The 363-nt window shown below is 47.7% G+C and carries 1 protein-coding gene; it reads left to right on the plus strand.

Annotated features, from left to right (window positions below; all coding sequences use genetic code 11):
• A partial coding sequence (locus ACSVH2_RS14125) for a hypothetical protein (protein ID WP_438093821.1) occupies positions 1 to 363 on the plus strand: 363 nt, incomplete at both ends.

A 363-nucleotide genomic window follows, 5' to 3' on the forward strand; every position in this document is an offset into this window, starting at 1 on the left:
TTGTGTTATGCCTTAACAACCATAGACATCACCATAGAGCGTTACCCGAACCCGATTATCACTACACCAAACGGCGTAGATACCATCTGTGTGGACTATGCCAGCAATGTAGTAGTGCGACCACTTACTTTGAACAGTGGTATCACCAATGCATCGGCCTATACCTTTGAGTGGTTTGAAGACAACTCCACCACACCAATTGCAGGAGCTACAGGACCAACATATACCGTAGATACTGCCTCACCAACGGGTGCTACTAGAACCTATACCGTAAGAGCCACTAGTGTTAGTCCACTAGGATGCGCCACTACATCGGCAGTATTCTCAGTGATACAATCAGGACAAGCCGCTATACCAGCAGGC

Source organism: Flavobacterium sp. RSB2_4_14 (assembly GCF_051547085.1).
Classification (GTDB): Bacteria; Bacteroidota; Bacteroidia; order Flavobacteriales; family Flavobacteriaceae; genus Flavobacterium.